The organism is Streptomyces aquilus, assembly GCF_003955715.1.
Taxonomy (GTDB): domain Bacteria; phylum Actinomycetota; class Actinomycetes; order Streptomycetales; family Streptomycetaceae; genus Streptomyces; species Streptomyces aquilus.
In genome coordinates, this window is record NZ_CP034463.1 from 8,442,459 (window position 1) to 8,458,321 (window position 15,863).

16 protein-coding genes are annotated in these 15,863 nt (G+C 72.1%); 8 read left to right on the forward strand and 8 right to left on the reverse strand.

From position 1 onward, the window contains the following. Nucleotides 1-14: 14 nt before the first annotated feature. Nucleotides 15-791, reverse strand: coding sequence for a creatininase family protein (locus tag EJC51_RS38660; protein ID WP_126275321.1), 777 nt, complete (start codon nt 789-791; stop codon nt 15-17). Between the two features lie 41 nt (nt 792-832). On the opposite strand from EJC51_RS38660, the gene ribA reads away from it, so the two are divergent. The 4 genes from ribA to EJC51_RS38680 all read left to right on the forward strand — a co-directional run bounded on the left by ribA (nt 833) and on the right by EJC51_RS38680 (nt 4,911). Continuing rightward, nucleotides 833-1,492: a GTP cyclohydrolase II gene (ribA, locus tag EJC51_RS38665; protein ID WP_097270851.1), complete on the forward strand. Its 660-nt coding sequence runs from the start codon at nt 833-835 to the stop codon at nt 1,490-1,492. Between the two features lie 74 nt (nt 1,493-1,566). Then, entirely contained in the window at nt 1,567-2,706 is a 1,140-nt protein-coding gene (locus tag EJC51_RS38670; RefSeq protein ID WP_126277301.1) for an NAD(P)/FAD-dependent oxidoreductase, read from the forward strand. Continuing rightward, nucleotides 2,703-3,764 carry a saccharopine dehydrogenase gene (locus EJC51_RS38675; protein ID WP_126275322.1) on the forward strand — a complete coding sequence of 354 codons (1,062 nt, stop codon included), beginning with the start codon at nt 2,703-2,705 and terminating at the stop codon, nt 3,762-3,764. Before EJC51_RS38670 ends, EJC51_RS38675 begins: the two co-directional genes overlap by 4 nt. Further along, nucleotides 3,757-4,911, forward strand: a complete 1,155-nt coding sequence (locus tag EJC51_RS38680) for a saccharopine dehydrogenase family protein (protein WP_126275323.1) — start codon at nt 3,757-3,759, stop codon at nt 4,909-4,911. Before EJC51_RS38675 ends, EJC51_RS38680 begins: the two co-directional genes overlap by 8 nt. Here the strand turns inward: EJC51_RS38680 and EJC51_RS38685 are convergent, their stop codons facing one another. The 3 genes from EJC51_RS38685 to EJC51_RS38695 all read right to left on the reverse strand — a co-directional run bounded on the left by EJC51_RS38685 (nt 4,912) and on the right by EJC51_RS38695 (nt 8,097). Next, the gene (locus tag EJC51_RS38685) at nt 4,912-6,141 is read right to left on the reverse strand and encodes a serine hydrolase domain-containing protein (protein WP_126275324.1); all 1,230 of its coding nucleotides are present in this window, start codon (nt 6,139-6,141) and stop codon (nt 4,912-4,914) included. A gap of 64 nt (nt 6,142-6,205) precedes the next feature. Then, nucleotides 6,206-7,522, reverse strand: a complete 1,317-nt coding sequence (locus EJC51_RS38690) for an MFS transporter (protein ID WP_126275325.1) — start codon at nt 7,520-7,522, stop codon at nt 6,206-6,208. Then, on the reverse strand, nt 7,519-8,097 hold the full coding sequence (locus EJC51_RS38695; RefSeq protein WP_126275326.1) for a TetR/AcrR family transcriptional regulator: 579 nt from the start codon (nt 8,095-8,097) through the stop codon (nt 7,519-7,521). The genes EJC51_RS38690 and EJC51_RS38695 overlap by 4 nt, the downstream gene beginning before the upstream one ends. 74 nt (nt 8,098-8,171) lie before the next feature. On the opposite strand from EJC51_RS38695, the gene EJC51_RS38700 reads away from it, so the two are divergent. Then, nucleotides 8,172-8,609, forward strand: coding sequence for a PPOX class F420-dependent oxidoreductase (locus EJC51_RS38700; RefSeq protein ID WP_126275327.1), 438 nt, complete (start codon nt 8,172-8,174; stop codon nt 8,607-8,609). A 126-nt stretch (nt 8,610-8,735) separates the two neighbouring features. On the opposite strand, the gene EJC51_RS49280 is transcribed toward EJC51_RS38700, so the two are convergent. Next, the gene (locus EJC51_RS49280) at nt 8,736-8,867 is read right to left on the reverse strand and encodes a hypothetical protein (protein ID WP_279631380.1); all 132 of its coding nucleotides are present in this window, start codon (nt 8,865-8,867) and stop codon (nt 8,736-8,738) included. Nucleotides 8,868-8,923: 56 nt separating this feature from the next. Between EJC51_RS49280 and EJC51_RS38705 the strand changes: the two genes are divergently transcribed. Then, a complete protein-coding gene (locus EJC51_RS38705) occupies nt 8,924-9,334 on the forward strand; it encodes a VOC family protein (RefSeq protein ID WP_126275328.1) in 411 nt (136 codons plus the stop codon). A gap of 68 nt (nt 9,335-9,402) precedes the next feature. Here the strand turns inward: EJC51_RS38705 and EJC51_RS38710 are convergent, their stop codons facing one another. Together EJC51_RS38710 and EJC51_RS38715 are read right to left on the reverse strand one after the other, a co-directional pair. Beyond that, a complete protein-coding gene (locus tag EJC51_RS38710; protein WP_126275329.1) occupies nt 9,403-10,752 on the reverse strand; it encodes an MFS transporter in 1,350 nt (449 codons plus the stop codon). Nucleotides 10,753-10,915: 163 nt separating this feature from the next. Next, complete coding sequence (locus tag EJC51_RS38715) at nt 10,916-11,581, reverse strand: TetR/AcrR family transcriptional regulator (RefSeq protein WP_126275330.1); 666 nt, start codon at nt 11,579-11,581, stop codon at nt 10,916-10,918. A 159-nt stretch (nt 11,582-11,740) separates the two neighbouring features. Between EJC51_RS38715 and EJC51_RS38720 the strand changes: the two genes are divergently transcribed. Beyond that, entirely contained in the window at nt 11,741-12,616 is an 876-nt protein-coding gene (locus EJC51_RS38720) for a shikimate dehydrogenase (protein ID WP_126275331.1), read from the forward strand. Between the two features lie 14 nt (nt 12,617-12,630). Continuing rightward, on the forward strand, nt 12,631-14,439 hold the full coding sequence (locus EJC51_RS38725) for a bifunctional sugar phosphate isomerase/epimerase/4-hydroxyphenylpyruvate dioxygenase family protein (protein ID WP_126275332.1): 1,809 nt from the start codon (nt 12,631-12,633) through the stop codon (nt 14,437-14,439). Here the strand turns inward: EJC51_RS38725 and EJC51_RS38730 are convergent. Next, a complete protein-coding gene (locus EJC51_RS38730) occupies nt 14,426-15,856 on the reverse strand; it encodes a membrane-associated oxidoreductase (protein WP_126275333.1) in 1,431 nt (476 codons plus the stop codon). The genes EJC51_RS38725 and EJC51_RS38730 overlap by 14 nt on opposite strands. Between the last annotated feature and the right edge of the window lie 7 nt (nt 15,857-15,863).

Below are 15,863 nucleotides of genomic sequence, written 5' to 3' on the forward strand. Positions count from 1 at the left end.
GTCCTGCTCGCCCGCTACCCGCGCAAGGAGTCACCGGAGCTGTCGGAGGTGAGCAGTGACAAGTACGGTCGGAACGCGTCCGCCAGGCTCTCCAGCAGCGCCTTGCCCTTTTCCGCCGAACCCAGCGAGGGACGGCCGATGACACCGGAATCGGTATAGGCGGACATGCCCAGAGTGAGCAGATGACGACGGTCGTCGGCGACGAAATCGGAGGTCTCATAACCGGGTCGGACGAATTCGGGATGAGCGTGCAGAAGGATGGAGGTCTCGATTTCCCCCGCGTGCATGTCGGTGAGCAGAGACGTGACCACCCCCGCCCGTTCGCGCGCCGACTCCCAGTCCTCCGCCGCCGGGAACAGTGCCATTTTCTCGCCGCGGGAGGAGGATTCCTGGACGACGTTGCCCAGTACGTAGTTTCCGCCGTGCCCGTTGACCACGACCAGGGCGTCGACGCCCGAACGGCGGAGTGAAGCCGCTATGTCCCGTATCACCGAGTGAAGGGTCACCGAGGAGATGCTGACGGTCCCCGCCCAGGCCGCGTGCTCGTGCGAGCAGGAGATCGTCACCGGTGGGAGGAGGTGCACCGGGTACGCCGCGGCGATCTCCCGGGCGATGGCACAGGCGACCAGGGTGTCGGTCGCCAACGGCAGGTACGGGCCGTGCTGTTCGAAGCTGCCGACGGGGAGAACCGCGACCTGTCGTGAGACATTCGCGCCCCGCGTCCGTACGTCCTCCGTGGTGTCCGCCGGCAACGGACCGTATGCCGCCGACCGCGCTTGCGAATCACTCATTCTTTCACGGCCTTTCGTCTCTGCTTAGGAACTCGAGAATCATGACAGACAAAATTGGCGTCCTCGGCAAGAAGTCCCCGCAGCGCACCGGCGTGGAACGCATAGTGAATGCCCCGCTGCCCACCGTGTACGGGCAATTCCGGGCGGTCGGCTACCTGGATCACGACCGCGGCGACGAACAAGTGGCCCTCGTCCACGGCGAGATAGGCACCGAGGACGTCCTCGTCCGGCTGCACTCCGAGTGCCTCACCGGTGACGCCTTCGGCTCCCGGCACTGCGAGTGCGGCGAGCAGCTCGACTCCGCCATGCGGGCCGTGGTCGCCCAAGGCAGCGGCATCGTCGTCTACTTGCGGGGCCACGAGGGCCGCGGTATCGGTCTGCTCGCCAAGCTCCGCGCGATGGCTCTCCAGGCGGAGGGCCTGGACACCGTCGAGGCGAACCTCGCCCTCGGCCTGCCGGTGGACGCCCGGGACTACGGCGTCGCCGCCGGCATGCTGCACGACCTCGGCGTGAACAGCGTCCGCCTGATGTCCAACAACCCCGACAAGCGGGAGGCGTTGGTACGGCACGGCATCGAGGTCACCGAGACCGTGCCGCTGCTGATCCAGCCGTGCGAGAGCAACATCACCTACCTGCGCACCAAGCGGGAGCGCCTCGACCACCATCTGCCCCATCTGGACGCGGTGGCCCACCTCTCCTGATTACGGGTGGCGCGGTCCGGACAGGAAGAGGGGGCCGACCGACCCCGACCCACCTGGGAGGCTCGCCCGTGAGAATGCAGGCACAGGCCGTCGTGATCGGCGGCGGAGTGATGGGCACGAGCATCGCCTACCACCTCGCCGCCGCCGGTGTCCGTGACGTCGTGCTCGTCGAACGGGACGAGCTGGCCTCCGGCTCCACCTCGAAGGCGGCGGGCGGGGTGCGGGCCCAGTTCTCCGACGAGCTCAACGTGCATCTCGGGGCGCGCAGCCTGGCCGCGTTCGGCCGGTTCCGGGAGGAGATCGGGTACGACATCGGGCTGCACCGGGTCGGCTACCTCTTCCTGCTGTCGACCCCCGAGGACGTGGCCTCCTTCGAGGCGGGCGTACGGTTGCAGAACGCGCTCGGCGTGCCCAGCCGTCTGCTCACGCCGAAGGAGGCCCGCAAGCTCTCGCCGCTGATCCGCACCGAGGGCCTCCTCGCCGCCGCCTACTCGCCCGACGACGGCCACTGCACCCCCGAGGCCGTCGTCCACGGCTACGCCTCCGCGGCCCGCGCCCTCGGCGCCCGCGTCCTGCGGCACACCGAGGTCACCGGCATCGAACTCCACGGCGACCGCATCACGGCCGTGTCGACGACCCTCGGCCGGATCGCCACCGACACGGTGATCTGCGCGGCCGGACCCTGGTCGCGGGCCGTCGGCCGGATGGCCGGCGTGGACCTGCCCGTGGAGCCGCTGCGCCGCCAGATCGCCGTCACCGAACCGGTCCCGGACCTGCCGCCGGGCCTGCCCATGACCATCGACTTCAGCACCACCCTCTACTTCCACCGCGAGGGCCCCGGCCTCCTCCTCGGCATGTCCGACCCGGACGAACGCCCCGGCTTCGCCACCGACACCCACGACCGCTGGATCCCGCGGCTGGCCGCCGCCATGGAACAGCGCGCCCCCGCCCTCCTCGACCTGCGCCGCACCGGCGGCTGGGCGGGCCTGTACGAGGTCACCCCCGACCACAACGCCCTGATCGGCGAGGCGACTTCGGTCTCCCGGTTCCTCTACGCCACCGGCTTCTCCGGCCACGGCTTCCTCCAGGGACCGGCCGTCGGCGAGGTGGTCCGTGACCTGGTCCTGGGCCGCGTACCCTTCGTGGACGTCAGCCCGTTGAACGCCGGCCGGTTCGCGGCCGACGCCCCGCGCCCGGAGGCCAACTGCGTATGACCGATCTCCATCTGTGGCTGCGCCACGAGGTCCGTCCCACCGAGCGACGCACGCCGATCGTGCCGTCCGACGCCCGCCGGCTGGTCGAGAGCGGGGTGACCCTGACCGTCGAGGAGTCCCCGCAGCGGATCTTCCCGATCGAGGAGTACGAGGCGGTCGGCGCCCGCGTCGCGCCCGCGGGGTCGTGGGTGTCGGCGCCGCCGCAGGCCGTGATCCTCGGCCTGAAGGAACTCCCGGACGGTCCCGACCGGTTGGCGCACCGGCACATCTTCTTCGGGCACGCCTACAAGCGGCAGCCGGGCGCCGCCGGCCTGCTGCGCCGGTTCGCCGCCGGGGGCGGGACGCTCCTCGACCTGGAGTACCTGGTGGACGACACGGGCCGCAGGCTCGCCGCCTTCGGCTACTGGGCCGGATACCTGGGCGCCGCCCTCGCGGTGCTCCAGCAGCGGGGCCGTCTCGGCGCGCCGCTGACGCCCACCTCGAAGGAGGAACTGGACGCCCGCCTCCGCCCCGTCGCCGGGGACGCGGACTTCACCGCGCTGGTGATCGGCGCCCTCGGCCGCAGCGGCCGCGGCGCCCGCGCGGCCCTCCAGGCGGCCGGTGTCGAGCCGACCTGCTGGGACCTCGACGAGACCCGGAACCTGGACCGACCGGCCCTCCTCGCCCACGACGTCCTGGTCAACTGCGTCCTCGCCACGACCCCCGTCCCGCCCTTCGTCCGCGAGGCCGACCTCGACGACCCGGCCCGCCGGCTGCGCACCCTCTCCGACGTCACCTGCGACGTCGGCTCCCCGCTCAACGTCCTGCCGGTCTACGACCGCACCACGGAGTGGGACGACCCGGTACGGCGGCTGCGCAAGGAGCCCCCGCTCGACCTGATCGCCATCGACAACCTGCCCTCGCTGCTGCCGAGGGAGTCCAGCGAGGACTTCTCCGGCTCGCTCCGGCCCCTGCTCCTCGACTTCGGGGCCGGCGGGCCATGGGGGCGCGCTGTGGACCGGTTCCACCAGGCGAGCCGGGAACACGGCATCGCGGAAGGGGAGTTGCCGCATGACTGACCTGGTACCCGCGAGCGGCACCGTCCACTGGATCGGCACCGGGCTGTCCACGGGCAGCGGACTGGCGAAGCTGTGCGAGAGCGCCCCGCGGGTGCGGGTCTGGCATCGCACCGAGGAACGCGCGGCCCAGGCCCTCGACCGGCTGGGCCTCACCGGACGCGCCGAGCCGCGCGCGTACACCCTGGACAAGCTGACGGCGGCCCTCCAGCCCGGCGACGTCGTCGTCTCGATGCTGCCCGCGCCCGAGCACGCCGGCATCCTCGCGGTGTGCGTCGCCTCGCGGGCCCACTTCGCCTGCTCCAGCTATGTGTCGGACGCGGTCCTGGAGCAGGTCCCCGCCGCTGCCGCGGCCGGGCTCGTCGTCCTCACCGAGGCCGGGCTCGACCCGGGCATCGACCACCTCTTCGCGCACAGCCTCGTGGCCCGCGCCCGGGACGCGATCGGCGACGGCACGGCGGCCTCGTACCGCCTCACCTCCTACTGCGGCGGCATCCCCGCGGTGCCGAACGACTTCAGGTACCGCTTCAGCTGGGCGCCCCTCGGTGTCCTCAACGCCCTGCGCTCGCCCGCCCGTTACCTCGCGGACGGCGCCGAGACCACCGCCGCGCGGCCCTGGGAGGCGACCCGGCGGCACGTCGTCGACGGGGAGACCTTCGAGGTCTACCCGAACCGCGACAGCGTGCCCTTCGTCGAGCAGTACGGCATGCCGCCCGCCTGGAAACCGCAGACGTTCGTCCGGGGCACCCTGCGCCTGGAGGGCTGGCTGGAGGCCTGGGGCGAGGTCTTCGAGGAGCTGAAGGCGGGGGACGACGCCCGGATCGCCGCCCTGGCCCAGGAGTTGGCGGCCACCTACCCGACCACCGACACCGACCGGGACCGGGTCGTCCTCGTCGTGACGCTGGACGTGGCCGGTCCGGCGGGGCAGGCCTGGTCCGGCAGCTATCTGCTCGACCTGACCGGGGACGAGGAGGAGAGCGCGATGGCCCGCTGCGTCTCCCGCACCCTCGCCCTCGGTGTCCGCCGCGTCCTGGACGGCGCCCTGCCGCCGGGTCTCAACCGCGCCGCCGAGACGGCGGCACGGTCGGAGGAGTGGCTGCGCGAACTCGCCCTGGAGGGAGTCGACTTCACGCTGCGGGTGGATGCCTGATCAGTCCGTCACGGCCTCGTGCACCAGCCGCTTCAGCTCGGGATAGAGCGTGTGCGAGCCCTTGGGCCGGACCTGCGTCATGAACTGCACCGTCAGATCGCGGCGCGGGTCCACCCAGAACGTCGTCGTGGCGACCCCGCTCCAGCCGAACATGCCCAGGCTCGTGGGGACCCTGGTGCGCTCCGGGTCGATCACCACGGAGACGCCGAGGCCGAAACCGACGCCGTCGTTGCCGGGTTCGTCATGGGCCGGCCTGCTGCCGAAGGCGCGCAGGTCGACGCCGCCGGGGAGGTGGTTGGAGGCCATCAGGTCCACCGTCGCGGGGGACAGCAGCCGCACGCCGTCGAGTTCGCCGCGGCGCCGCAGCAGCTCCATGAACCGGTGGACGTCGTACGCCGAGGCCACCATGCCGCCGCTGCCGGACAGGAAGCGGGGACGCCCGCGCAGCGGCAGACCGGCGATCGGCTCGATACCGCCGCTGTCGGTCTCCCCGTACAACTCGGCGAGTCTGCCCGCCTGTTCGCCGCTCACGCAGAACCCGGCGTCGGGCATCCCCAGCGGTCGGAAGATCCGCTCCGCGAAGAACTCGTCGAGCGGCTGCCCGGACACCACCTCGATGACGCGCCCCAGCACATTGGTGGCGACCGAGTAGTTCCACTGCGTGCCCGGCTCGAACTGGAGCGGCAGGCTCGCGTACACGTCGACCGTCTCGGCCAGCGTCGAACCCGGCACCACGGACGACTCCAGACCGGCCTCCCGGTACAGGGCGTCCACCGGATGACAGCGGTACGAGGCGAAGGTCAGGCCCGCGGTGTGGGTCATCAGATGCCGGATCAGCACCGGTTGGGCGGCGGGGCGGGTGCGGACGTCGGCGCCCGAGCCGCTCTCGTGGACCTGTATGCCGGCGAAGGCGGGCACATACCGGGCCACCGGGTCGTCCAGCGACAGCTTGCCCTCCTCCACCAGGAGCAGCGCGGCCACCGAGGTGACCGGCTTGGTCATGGAGTAGATCCGCCACAGGGTGTCGGAGGTGACGGGCAGCCCGGCCGCGAGGTCGCGCCGGCCGTGCGTGGTGAGGTGGGCGACCCGGCCGCCGCGGGCGACGGCTACGAGGAAGCCCGGCAGGCGGCCTTCGTCGACGTAGTGGGCGACGTGCTGGTCGAGGCGGTCCAGCGCCTTCGCGTCCAGTCCGACCTCACTCGGGTCCACCTCTTGCCACAGCTGTGCCATCGTTCTCCTCCGAAACGTTCGTCGAGGTGCGATCCGGCATACCCAGCCGTAGCGACCTCAGACCTCATCGTCGCTCAGCGAGCCGTGAACGTCCCGGTGTCCGGCCAAGATCGGCGGACGTGGCATGCGGCGGCCGGCCCGGCAGCACCCCGCTCGCCACCGCCCCGACGACCGCCACCCCGGCGAGCACCACCAGCGCCCCGTGCCCCATCAGGGTCGTCGCCACGGCCACGCCCAGCGTGGGCCCGACGTTCATCGCGGTCTGCTGGAGCCCGCCCGCCACCCCGGCCGACTCGACGGGACTGTGCCGTACGACGACATGGGTGGCCGCCACCATCACCGTGCCGAACCCGGCGCCCAGCAGGGCGAATCCGGCACAGAGCGCGAACGTGCCCGCGGCCCGGTCCAGGAGCAGGACACCCGCCGTGAGGACGGCCATCGCGGTCACCGCCGTACGCCGGGCCCCCACCCGGCGCAGCAGGATCGCGCACACCGGCGCGGCGGCCACCATCAGCACCGCCAACGGCAGGCAGCGCAGGGCGCTTTCGAGCGGATCGAGTCCGAGCGTGTACTGGAGGGTGTACGTGCTCACGAACAAGGTGCCCGACAGCGCGGCCGACGCGGCGACCAGGACCCCGAGCGCCGGACCGGCGACGGCCCGCGGCAGGAGCGGGCTCGCGGTACGGCGTTCATGGCGCAGGAAGGCCGCACCGGCGACCAGGGAAGCGGCCAGCCCGAGCCACTGCGACGACACCAGCGTGTGGACCAGGAAGCCCAGCGTCACCGCGAGCAGCAGGGCACCCGGCACGTCCAGCCGTACCGGCGTCGCGCGCACCGGCTCCCGTCCGGTCAGCGCGAGCAGCCCGAACACCAGCGCCGGAACGACATTGAGGAAGAACACCGCCCGCCACCCGGGCCCGGCCACCAGCACCCCGCCCACCAGCGGCCCCACCGCCGCCGACACCCCGATGGCCGCGGTCCGCACCGCGATCGGCGTGCGCAACCGGTCCGGTGGATACGCGGCCCGCAGCATGCCGAGCGTGGCGGGTTGCAGCAGCGCCCCGAACACCCCCTGGACGACCCGGAGTCCGACCACCCAGCCGATCCCGGGCGCCAGCCCGATGCCCGCCGAAGCGGCCCCGAACCCGAGCATGCCGATCGCGTAGAGCCGCCGATGCCCGTACCGGTCCCCGAGACGCCCCGCGAACACCAACAACCCGGCCACGGCGATGAGATAGCCGGTGCTGGTCCACTGGACCTGCGCGTACGACGCCCCCAGGTCCTCTTGCAGGGTGGGCTGGGCGATAGTGAGGACGGTGCCGTCGAGGGCGACGATCACGGCACCGACGACACTGCTCGCGAGCGCGAGACGCGGGTTCATCCGCCCTCCCGACCGAGGTGTGCGTCGAGGGCCGACCGCAGCAGGGGTGTGAAGTCGTCTGCGCCCGTGGCCAGTTGGAGGCTGCCCCAGCCCCACAGCTGGGCGATGCCGTGCAGGTTCGCCCACAACGCCCCCGCGACCAGGCGGGCGTCCAGGTCGGGGCGGACGAGGCCGACCAGCTCCACCAGGCGCCCGAAGAGCGGCAGGCTGGTGTCCCGCAGGCCCAGATGGCCGCTCTCCAGCAGATCGTGACGGAACATCAGCTCGTACATGCCGGGGTTCTCCCGCGCGAACGCCAGGTAGGCGCCGGCGAGCCGGGTGAGCTGGGTGCGCGCGGTCGCCGTACCGTCACCGGCCACCGTCGCCACCCGCGCCGCCAGCTCACCGAAGCCGTGCCGCGCGATGGCGGACAGCAGCTCCAGATGGGTCGGGAAATAGCGGCGTGGCGCCCCGTGCGAGACGCCCGCCCGGCGGGCGATCTCCCGGAGCGTGAGCGCCTGGGCGCCCTCCCGGGCCACCAGCTCCACGCCGACCTCGACCAGCCGGGCCCGCAGCCCGGTCTCGGGTTCATGCATAGACAGTGTCTACCAGTAGAGGTAGACAGTGTCTACCAGGAATGGGCGCGGACGGTGGCGGGGTTGATCCGGGCATGACTCAGAACGCGCTGCTCCAGTTGCTCGGCACCGGACACGGCGGGGTGCTGGTCACCCTCAAACAGGACGGCCGGCCCCAGCTGTCGAACGTCACCCACGCCTACTACCCGGACGAGGGCGTCATCCGGGTGTCGATCACCGACGACCGCGCCAAGACCCGCAACCTGCGCCGCGACGCCCGGGCCTCGTACCACGTCACCAGCCCCGACCGGTGGGCGTACACGGTCGTCGAGGGCACGGCCGAGCTCTCCCCGGTGGCGAAGGACCCGTACGACGACACTGTGGAAGAGCTCGTCCGGCTGTACCGCGACGTCCAGGGCGAGCACCCCGACTGGGACGACTACCGGGCCGCGATGGTCCGCGACCGGCGGCTGGTGCTGCGGCTGAAGGTCGAGCGGGCGTACGGGATTCCGGCGGCGGTCGACCAGGGCTGAGGGCGCGGGCGGTGACGGACATCGGCCGCACCGCGCGCACCGGCCGCCCCTGAAATCGGCCGGGACGCACGGGGGCCACCCTCTCCGGCTGGTGACGTGTGCGGAGTGCCTGGCCGGCGCCGCACTTCACTCGTCGTAGGTGCCGATGGTCTTGCCGCGGGCGCCGCCTGTCAACGGGGCGATGCGGGCGAGGGTCGTACGACCGCGCGCGCGGGTCGTACGACCACGGGTGCAGGCCGGACGACCGATGGTCCGCACCGTCCCGGGTGCCTAGGCTTCCGAAGGTCAAGTCCACCGCGGGGAAAGAGACCACGATGCCCGTCAACGGCCGCAGCCACATCCGCCTCGCCCGCCCGTCCCGTGACCTCGCGGCGGCGGAGCGCTTCTGGGCGGACGGGCTCGGACTCTCCGTCGTCTGGCGTGCCGAGGGCGGCACGGAACCCGGCGAGCACGACCTGCTCATGCTCGGCTGGCCCGATGCCGACTGGCATCTGGAACTGGTCAACGAAGCGGCGCACCCGGTCGAACCACGGCCCACGGAGGAGGACCTCCTGGTGATCTACGTCGACGGCCCCGTCCCCGAGGACCTGGTGACCAGGCTCGAAGAGCACGGCGGCAAGCGGGTCTCCTCGCCGAACCCGTACTGGAACCAGTGGGGGGTCACGATCGAGGACCCGGACGGATACCGGCTGGTGCTGTGCGAGCGGGCGTGGTCCAACGCCTGAGAGGCCTCGCGCACGCCGGGCCCCCGGAGCCGTCGCGGCATCCGGGGACCCTGTGACTCCGAGGCGGTTCAGGCCGTCACGGTCGCCCGCTCGGCCGCCGTCTCCGGCGTGCGCTCGCCGAGCAGTTCCGTCGGGACCTTGTGGGTCTCGCGCGCCGAGAGCGCGGCGATGACCGGCGGCACGCACAGGGCCGCGGTGAACAGCGCCACCGAGAACCAGTCGTCGCCGTCCGGGCCGGCGATCTCCGCGGCGAAGGTCACCGCGAACCCGGCCACGGCGAAGCCGATCTGGGTGCCGATGGCCATGCCGGACAGCCGGACCCGGGTCGAGAACATCTCGCCGTAGAAGGACGGCCACACGCCGTTCGCCGCGCTGTAGACCACGCCGAAGGCGATGATGCCGAGCAGCAGGATCAGCGGGTAGTTGCCCGTGGAGATCGCCCAGAGGTACAGGAACATCGCGATCGCGCTGCCCGTCGCGCCGACCAGGTAGACGGGACGGCGGCCGATGCGGTCCGACAGCGTCGCCCACAGCGGGATCGCGGCCAGCGCGGCCAGGTTGGCCAGCGCGCCCACCCACAGCATCGAGGAACGGCTCATACCGACCGAGTCGCTCGTCGCGTAGGCCAGCGCCCAGACCGTGAAGATCGTCGAGACCGACGCGATGACCGCGCCCGCGATCACCCGCAGGACGTCCGCCCAGTGATGGCGCAGCAGGATCGCCAGCGGCATCTTCACGACGCCCTCGGTGACCGTCTGCTGCTCGAAGGCGGGAGTCTCGGCCAGGTTGCGGCGGATGAAGTAGCCGACGACGGCCACCGCGATGCTCAGCCAGAACGGCACCCGCCAGCCCCAGGACAGCAGCTGGTCCTCGGGCATCGCGGCGATCGGGATGAAGGCGAGCGTGGCCAGCAGCTGGCCGCCCTGGGTGCCGCTGAGGGTGAAGCTGGTGAAGAAGCCGCGCCGGTGCGGCGGCGCGTGCTCCAGCGTCATGGAGTTGGCGCTGGCCTGCTCACCGGCCGCGGAGATGCCCTGGAGGACCCGGCACAGGACCAGCAGGACCGGGGCGAGCGTGCCGACCTGGGCGCGGGTGGGGAGGCAGCCGATGAGGAACGTCGACAGACCCATCAGGATCAGCGTGAAGACCATGATCTTCTTGCGGCCGAGCTTGTCGCCGAAGTGCCCGAGGAAGAGCGCGCCGACCGGGCGGGCGGCGTACGCGACACCGAACGTGGCCAGGGACAGCAGGGTCGCGGTGGCCGGGTCGGACTCGTCGAAGAAGACCTTGGGGAAGATCAGGGCGGCGGCGGACCCGTAGATGAAGAAGTCGTAGTACTCCAGCGCGCTGCCGATCCAGGCGGCGGTGGCCGCCTTGTTCGGCTGGCCGGGTGGCGCGGTGGCGGGGGAGGGGACGGACACGGCGGCTCCTTTGGGGAACTCCAACGTAAGCGGAGTGAGCGGCGGGGAGGGAGAGGCCGGGTCTCGTGAACCCCGGCTAATTAACCCACTGGATAGTTAGTCCCGGTGGGTAGGGATGTTGCGCGCGTGTTTCCCCGCTGTCAAGAGGTCGGGCAGGCCGAACTCAGTCCGCGATGCGGTCCGCCGTCAGGTACGCGATCACCATGTCGCCCAGCATGTTCCGGTAGTGCTCCCGCTGCGCCGGGTCGACCAGGTCGCGGCCGAAGAGGGCGCCGAAGGTGTGCCGGTTGGCGACCCGGAAGAAGCAGAAGGAGCTGATCATCGCGTGCAGGTCGACGGCGTCCACGTCGGCCGTGAACAGCCCGGAGTCCTGGCCGGACTTCAGGATGCGGCGGATCACGTCCAGGGCCGGCGAGCCGATCCTGCCGAGCTTCTCGGAGGCGGCGATGTGCTCGGCCTCATGGATGTTCTCGATGCTGACCAGCCGGATGAAGTCGGGGTGCGCCTCGTGGTGGTCGAAGGTCAGCTCCGCCAGCCGCCGGATGGCCGCGACCGGGTCGAGGTGCTCGACGTCCAGCCCCTGCTCGGCCTCGCGGATCACGCCGTACGCCCGCTCCAGGACGGCCGTGAAGAGCTGCTCCTTGCCGCCGAAGTAGTAGTAGATCATCCGCTTGGTGGTGCTGGTGAGGGCCGCGATGTCGTCGACGCGGGCCCCGGCGAAGCCGACCCGGGCGAACTCGCGCGTGGCCACGTCGAGGATCTCGGCCTTGGTGCGGGCGGCGTCACGGATGCGCCCGCCTGGTCGTGCCGGTTCTTCGACGCTGGTCATCGGGTTCCTTCGGGCGTAGGGCGAGGCTGCGGGGCCGCGTGCCGCAGATTCTAGAAGGCCCCCACCCCCGAGCGGCGGGTGAGGGCTTCCCAAGCGGATGCTCCCGGTGCTATGACTAACTCACTAGTTCGTACATTGTGAGCCGCTCAGGAGGTCCGCGTGGCCAAGGACTCGTTTCTCGTCGGACTGATCGGCGCGGGCATCGGCCCGTCCCTCAGCCCCGCCCTGCACGAGCGGGAGGCCGACCGGCAAGGGCTGCGCTACCTGTACCGGCTCATCGACATCGACGTCCTCGGCGTCCCGCCGGAGGCGGTCGGCGACCTGGTGCGCTCCGCCCGCGACCTCGGCTTCGACGGGCTCAACATCACCCATCCGTGCAAGCAACTGGTCATCGAGCACCTCGACGGGCTGTCCGCGCAGGCCGAGGCGCTCGGCGCGGTCAACACGGTCGTCTTCGAGGGCGGCCGGGCCGTCGGCCACAACACCGACGTCACCGGCTTCGCCGCCTCCTTCGCCCGCGGTCTGCCGGACGTACCGCTGGAGCGGGTCGTGCAGCTCGGCGCGGGCGGGGCCGGTGCGGCCGTCGCGCACGCCACGCTCACCCTCGGCGCCGAGCGGGTCACCGTGGTCGACGCGCTGGCCGACCGGGCGGCCGCCCTCGCCGCCTCCCTCGACCGCCACTTCGGCGCGGGCCGGGCCGCCCACGCGACCCCCGACCGGCTGCCGCAGCTCCTCGCGGACGCCGACGGCATCGTCCACGCCACCCCCACCGGCATGGCCGCCCACCCCGGCCTGCCCTTCCCCGCCGAGCTCCTGCACCCCGGGCTGTGGGTCGCCGAAGTCGTCTACCGCCCGCTGGAGACGGAACTGCTCGGCACGGCCCGCGCGATCGGCTGCGCCACCCTCGACGGCGGCGGGATGGCCGCCTTCCAGGCCGCGGACGCGTTCCGTCTCTTCACCGGCCGGGAACCCGACGCGGCCCGCATGCTCGCGGACATCGGGGAACTGGCGGGCGCCGTCAGCGCACCGAAGTAGGAAGGGGCAGCGCCGTGCGTACGTCCATCGCCACCGTCTCCCTCAGCGGCTCCCTCACCGAGAAGCTCACGGCCGCCTCCCGGGCCGGCTTCGACGGCGTGGAGATCTTCGAGAACGACCTGCTCGCCAGCCCCCTCGCCCCGGAGGAGATCCGGGCGAGGTGCGCGGACCTGGGCCTGCGCATCGACCTCTACCAACCCATGCGGGACATGGAGGCGGTACCGGCCGACGTGTTCGCGTCCAACCTGCGCCGGGCCCGGCACAAGTTCGAGCTGATGAGCCGCCTCGGCGCCGACACCGTCCTCGTCTGCTCCAGCGTGCACCCGCTGGCGGTGGACGACGACGCACTGGCCGCCGGGCAGCTGCGCGAACTCGCCGGTCTGGCCCAGGAGTTCGGCATCCGGGTCGCCTACGAGGCGCTCGCCTGGGGCCGGCACGTGAGCACGTACGAGCACGCCTGGAACATCGTCGAGGCGGCCGACCACCCCGCGCTCGGCACCTGCCTGGACAGCTTCCACATCCTCTCCCGCGGCAGCGACCCCAAGGGCATCGAGGACATCCCCGGCGAGAAGATCTTCTTCCTCCAGCTGGCCGACGCCCCGCTGCTGGCGATGGACGTCCTCCAGTGGAGCCGCCACTACCGCTGCTTCCCGGGCCAGGGCGGCTTCGACGTGGCGGACCTGGTCCGCCGGGTCCTGCACACGGGGTACGCCGGGCCGCTGTCCCTGGAGGTCTTCAACGACGTCTACCGGCAGGCCGAGGCGGGCCCCACGGCGGTGGACGCCCACCGCTCGCTGCTCCTGCTCCAGGAGACGGTCGGCGTCACGGCCCCGCCAGCACCCGTCGTCCCCACGGGCGTGGCCTTCGCCGAACTGGTCACGCCGGACGCCGAACCGGTCGCCTCGCTGCTCGGCGCGCTCGGCTTCACCCGCACGGCACGGCACCGCAGCAAGCCGGTGGACCTGTGGCAGCAGGGCGAGGCGCGGGTGCTCGTGAACACGGGGCCGGCGGGCCGCCGTGACGGCACGAGCCTCGCCGCGATCGGCCTGGAGTCACCCGACCCGGCCGGAGCGGCCCTGCGGGCGGAGGCACTCCTCGCGCCGGTGCTGCCGCGGCGGCGAGCTGCGGCGGACGCCCCGCTGGACGCGGTGGCGGCACCGGACGGCACGGAGCTGTTCTTCTGCGCGACGGACCGCGCCGAACTGCCCAACTGGCGCGCCGACTTCGAGGACGTGGCGCACGAGAGCGGTCCCGGTGGCGTACGCGGGAGCTCGGGTGGCGTGCGCGGGATCGACCATCTCGCCCTCGCCCAGCCCTGGCACCAGTTCGACGAGGCGGCGCTCTTCCACCGCAGCGTGCTCGGGCTGCACGCCCAGGAGAGCGTGGACGTCGCCGACCCGTACGGCCTGATGCGCAGCCGCGCGGTGACGAACGCGGACGGCAGCGTGCGGATCGCCCTGTCGGTGGGCGCGGCCCCGAGCGACGACACCGTGCACGCACAGCACATCGCCCTGGCGACGGACGACGTGGTGACGGCGGCGCGCCGCTTCCGGGAGGCGGGCGGTCGCGTCCTGCCGATCCCGGCCAACTACTACGACGACCTGGCCGCCCGATTCGAGTTCGCCGAGGGCGAGTTGGAGGCGTACCGCGAGCTCGGCATCCTCTACGACCGGGACGCGTACGGCGAGTTCCGGCACTGCTACACCCGCACGGTCGGCCGCGTCTTCTTCGAACTCGCCCAGCGGGACGGCGGCTACCGGGGCTACGGCGCCCAGAACGCGCCGGTGCGGCTGGCCGCGCAGCACACGGTCACTGGCGGCTGACGGTGCGGGTGATGCCGGTGAAGACGGTGGTGGCGAGGACCCAACCCGCGATGACGAGGGCGTAGGAGAGCGCCTGGTAGCCGCCCTTCGGGGCGAAGGCGCCCTCCTGCCCGAAGCCGATCACCGGTAGCAGCAGGTCGAGGGTGAAGAACACCGGGTTGAAATCCGGGTGTTCGGACGCCTTGAGCGGCGGCGGCTCGTGCACGGCGTACGCGATGGAGCCGACGGCGAGGAGCGAGAGCAGCCAGGCCAGGGCACGCAGGGGGCGGAATCCGTAGCCGACGGTGACGTCCTGGAGGTGACCCCACAGGCGGCCGTACCAGGCACGGGTGGTGCGCAGCCGGCGCTGCTTGGCGAGCTGCACCAGCCGGGCGGCGTGGTCGTCGCCGATGCGCTGGTACAACGCGGTCAACTGCTCGTAGGCGTGCGGGACATAGCCGTCGATGTCCCGCCGCAACACGGGCAGCCAGCGCTCGGCGGGGACGTGCGGGGACAGCATGGTGTAGCTGAGGCCGTTGAGCCGTACCCCACCGGCCAGGGTCTCGGGTGCCACCCGCAGCAGGTCGGTCTGGGTCTGCCGGAAGTTCACCGAACCCTGAAGGGGCTCGGCCTCGTTGAGCCACAACTCCCCGATCACGGCGCTGCTCGCCTGGAGCACGGTGTGGCCAGGGTGCGACAACCGGGAGTGGGCGAGATCGAGCCGGCCGGTGACGCGGGCCCCGCGCAGGTCGATCCGGCCCCGGGCGGTGAGGCGTCTGGCGTGCACGTCGGAGGCCACGGTGAGGGTCTGGGCGTCGATGGCGGTGCCGCCGGGGTTGTCCAGCACCGCGTCCATGAGGTTGACGGACGCGTCGACGGAGGCGTCGTTGCACACCATCCGGCCGTGGACCCGGATGCCGGGGGCCACCAGGTCTTCCCCCACCGAGGCGTGGTTGAGGCGCAGGGCGGGTTCGTCGGAGTCGTCGGGAGCGCGGAACTCGGCGCGGTCCATGAACAGAGCCCCGCCGACATGGGCGCCGCCGAGCGTCACGGGCCCCTCGAACCGGCAGTCCGTCAGCCGGAGCACACCCTCCACCCGCAGGGTCGCGCCCGCCAGGCCGGGCAGCACCGACCCCCGGAGATTGAGCTGCCGGAACTGACCGCCGTACAGCCGCGGGGCCTCGTCGAACTCGCAATGGCTCAGCCGCACGACCCGCTCCACCGTCCCGTGCTGGACGTCGAGCACGCCGGTGATCCTCGCCCCCGCCACCTTCAATGCGGCGATCTCCCCGTCCTGAAGGGGCCCGTTCACCATCAGCGCCCGCAACACCACCGCCCGCACCACCCGTTCGGGGCTGCCGTGAAAGTCCACGGCCGCCCCCGTCGGGTACGCCTCCCACACCCGCAGCTCGGCCGGCGTCAGATCATTGAGGTCCATCAAGCGG

Bases quoted from the DNA above. Each gene is read 5' to 3' on its own strand.
- EJC51_RS38690 (WP_126275325.1), bottom strand. From the start codon at position 7,522: ATGAACCCGCGTCTCGCGCTCGCGAGCAGTGTCGTCGGTGCCGTGATC.
- EJC51_RS38715 (WP_126275330.1), bottom strand. From the start codon at position 11,581: ATGACCAGCGTCGAAGAACCGGCACGACCAGGCGGGCGCATCCGTGAC.
- EJC51_RS38695 (WP_126275326.1), bottom strand. From the start codon at position 8,097: ATGCATGAACCCGAGACCGGGCTGCGGGCCCGGCTGGTCGAGGTCGGC.
- EJC51_RS38705 (WP_126275328.1), top strand. From the start codon at position 8,924: ATGCCCGTCAACGGCCGCAGCCACATCCGCCTCGCCCGCCCGTCCCGT.
- EJC51_RS38670 (WP_126277301.1), top strand. From the start codon at position 1,567: ATGCAGGCACAGGCCGTCGTGATCGGCGGCGGAGTGATGGGCACGAGC.
- EJC51_RS38675 (WP_126275322.1), top strand. From the start codon at position 2,703: ATGACCGATCTCCATCTGTGGCTGCGCCACGAGGTCCGTCCCACCGAG.
- EJC51_RS38700 (WP_126275327.1), top strand. From the start codon at position 8,172: ATGACTCAGAACGCGCTGCTCCAGTTGCTCGGCACCGGACACGGCGGG.
- EJC51_RS38680 (WP_126275323.1), top strand. From the start codon at position 3,757: ATGACTGACCTGGTACCCGCGAGCGGCACCGTCCACTGGATCGGCACC.
- ribA (WP_097270851.1), top strand. From the start codon at position 833: ATGACAGACAAAATTGGCGTCCTCGGCAAGAAGTCCCCGCAGCGCACC.
- EJC51_RS38660 (WP_126275321.1), bottom strand. From the start codon at position 791: ATGAGTGATTCGCAAGCGCGGTCGGCGGCATACGGTCCGTTGCCGGCG.
- EJC51_RS38730 (WP_126275333.1), bottom strand. From the start codon at position 15,856: ATGGACCTCAATGATCTGACGCCGGCCGAGCTGCGGGTGTGGGAGGCG.
- EJC51_RS38685 (WP_126275324.1), bottom strand. From the start codon at position 6,141: ATGGCACAGCTGTGGCAAGAGGTGGACCCGAGTGAGGTCGGACTGGAC.